Annotated in this window: 3 protein-coding genes; all 3 read left to right on the forward strand. The window is 61.4% G+C overall.

Going from position 1 to position 2,561, the window contains the following annotated elements; all coding sequences use genetic code 11:
• The first annotated feature begins 84 nt into the window (after positions 1 to 84).
• Positions 85 to 486, forward strand: coding sequence for a hypothetical protein (locus PQR67_RS38050; protein ID WP_408467926.1), 402 nt, complete (start codon positions 85 to 87; stop codon positions 484 to 486).
• Complete coding sequence (tnpB, locus tag PQR67_RS38055) at positions 462 to 809, forward strand: IS66 family insertion sequence element accessory protein TnpB (RefSeq protein WP_408467927.1); 348 nt, start codon at positions 462 to 464, stop codon at positions 807 to 809. The genes PQR67_RS38050 and tnpB overlap by 25 nt, the downstream gene beginning before the upstream one ends.
• Positions 810 to 892: 83 nt before the next feature.
• On the forward strand, positions 893 to 2,506 hold the full coding sequence (gene tnpC, locus PQR67_RS38060; protein ID WP_408467928.1) for an IS66 family transposase: 1,614 nt from the start codon (positions 893 to 895) through the stop codon (positions 2,504 to 2,506).
• Positions 2,507 to 2,561 lie beyond the last annotated feature (55 nt).

Raw genomic sequence — 2,561 nt, forward strand, 5'->3', positions numbered from 1 at the left:
GTAAGCGATCCATCAATCACACCCCTTGCGAGAAGCGTTGAATCGCGGAGCATGTAGCATTTTCAGCGAGCTGAGGATGGCTATATGGATGGGGGTGATGGCATGACGGGCATGGATGCGATGGCGCACATCGAAGCCGCGCATCGGGAGGGCAAGACGCTTTCGGCGTATGCCCGTGAGCATGGGCTGGGCAGGCAGCATCTGTACCACGTCAGGCGACGCATGCGGGAACTGTGTGCCGGGCCAGAGGGTTTGCGAGTCCCGACCGCGAAGACAGCTGAGGAGCCGGAGCTGGGCTCGCCCTTCGTCGAGGTGAAGATGACGCCTGCGCCTGTCATTACGTCGCCGCCGCGGGCGCGGTTGTGGGCCCACCTGCCCAATGGCGTGAATGTCGAACTGTTGTGCACAAGCGCCGATGTTGATCTGCTGATGGCAATGATGGATTCGTTGGGGAGGACGCCATGTTCCGCTTCGACGAAAGTCTGAAGGTTTATCTGCATCGCGACGCGGTTGATTTTCGCAAGAGCATCAACGGCTTGTCAGTGCTCGTGGAGCAGTCGATAAAGCGCGACCCCTTCGCACGAGCGGTGTACGGATTTCGGAACAAACGTTGCGATCGCATCAAGCTGCTGCTTTATGAGCGTAATGGATTCTGGATAATGATGAAACGGCTTGAGGCTGACCGTTTTTCATGGCCACGTGACGGTGACGTTGTCGAGCTGAGTGTCGAGCAATTCCACTGGCTACTCGAGGGTATCGATCTTGCGGCGATGCGTAAGCACCCCGAGCGTCGCTATGCGCGGGCGTGAGTTGCCGGGGAGGCGCGGTGCATTGGCGACTGTTACAAATTGACGTTAACCCATGGGGGCTGGCGATTCGCTAGAGTTGCTGCATGCCTCGCGAACGCCTCACGATCACCGTCGACGAATTCAACGCACTCATTGCTGAACGTGATGCAGCATTCGCTGCGCGTGATGCGCTGCTTGATGAACGCGACGAGCTTCGCGGCGAGCTGCGTGTGACGAAGGCCGAACGCGACCTCGTGAAGGAACAGCTGAAGGTCATGATGCGCAAGCTGTTCGGCACAAGCAGCGAGAAGACGCGCGATCCCCGTCAGGGCGACCTGTTCCTGAATGAAGCGGAGCAGCTTGCCCCGACGCCGGCGACGCAGCCCGCGCAGGAAGACAGGCCCGGGATTGAGGTAGCCGCGCACAAACGGAAGAAAGGCGGTCGCAAGCCGCTCGATCCGGCGCTGCCGCGCGAGGTGGTTCGATACGAATTGCCTGCAGACCAGCTGGTCTGTCCGCACGACGGCTCGGAGCTGGTCGGGATCGGCGTCGAAGTCAGTGAGCAGCTGGACATCATCCCGCAGCAGATCCGCGTGATTCGCCACGAACGTGTCAAGTATGCGTGCAAACAGTGCGATCACGGGCTGAAAGTCACCCCGGTGCCGCTGCGCATTATTCCGAAGGGACTGTTCACGGAAGCAGCACTGGCGTGGATCATCCTGTCGAAGTTCATGGACGCCTTGCCGCTGTACCGGATCGCGGCGCTACTGCGCCGCTTTGGCGGCGACATCTCGCGCAACACCCTGGCGGCCTGCGTGATCCGGATCGGCGAAGCGGTCCAGCCGGTGATCAACCTGATGCGCGATGTGCTGCTCGATAGCGCGCTCACGCAGGGCGACGAAACCAACGTCCAGGTGCTTAAGGAGCCCGGGCGGGCGGCGCAGTCCAAAAGCGCGGTCTGGGTGCAGATGAATGCGCTTGACCCGCCCGTGCGACTGTTCAGTTACGCTGCCGGGCACCATGCGGAACATGGCGACGCGCTATGGGCAGGCATACGCGAGGGGGCCGTGCTGATGAGCGACGGCGGCGCCGTGTACGATCTCATTGCGAAGAAGAACGGGCTGGTCCACCTCGGCTGCTGGAGCCATGTGCGGCGTGGCTTTGTGGAAGCCCAGGAGGTTTTGCCAAAGGAGGCGCACGGGATGCATCAGCCGGCCACGCAGTTCCTCCATCTGATCGGCAAGCTGTATGCGGCCGAATCGCGGGCGCGCGAGGCTCCACAGCGATGTCTGCGGCTGCGCCGGCGCTACAGCCGCGTGGTGCTGGGCCAGATCAAGGCATTGCTGGACCAGCATCTGGAGACAACGCTGCCTGGCGGCAAGCTGGGGCAGGCGCTGGGCTATCTTGGCAATCAGTGGCCCAAGCTGTGCCGCTACGTTGAAAACGAGACATGGCCAATCTGCAACAATGCGTGCGAAAATTCGATCAGGCCGTTTTGCCTGGGCCGCAAAAACTGGCTCTTCAGCGATACGGTGGCGGGTGCGAAGGCAAGCCTGAACCTGTATTCGCTGATCGAGACCTGCAAGGCGAATGACGTCGACGTGTACCGGTATCTCATCGAGCTGTTCAAGGCTCTGCCTTACGCGAAGACCGCCGACGACTACGAAGCCCTGCTGCCCTGGAAGCTCGGCAAGCCCGCGCGGAAGCCAACCACCTGATCGCTAACCCAACCGACGCAGCGGCGCAAGGTGTGGGTTCGCTGATCGCTTACGA

Source organism: Paraburkholderia fungorum (assembly GCF_046026025.1).
GTDB classification, from domain to species: domain Bacteria; phylum Pseudomonadota; class Gammaproteobacteria; order Burkholderiales; family Burkholderiaceae; genus Paraburkholderia; species Paraburkholderia fungorum_E.

Excerpts from the sequence above, each read along its gene's own strand:
- tnpB (WP_408467927.1), top strand. The coding sequence starts at position 462 with ATGTTCCGCTTCGACGAAAGTCTGAAGGTTTATCTGCATCGCGACGCG.
- tnpC (WP_408467928.1), top strand. The coding sequence starts at position 893 with ATGCCTCGCGAACGCCTCACGATCACCGTCGACGAATTCAACGCACTC.
- PQR67_RS38050 (WP_408467926.1), top strand. The coding sequence starts at position 85 with ATGGATGGGGGTGATGGCATGACGGGCATGGATGCGATGGCGCACATC.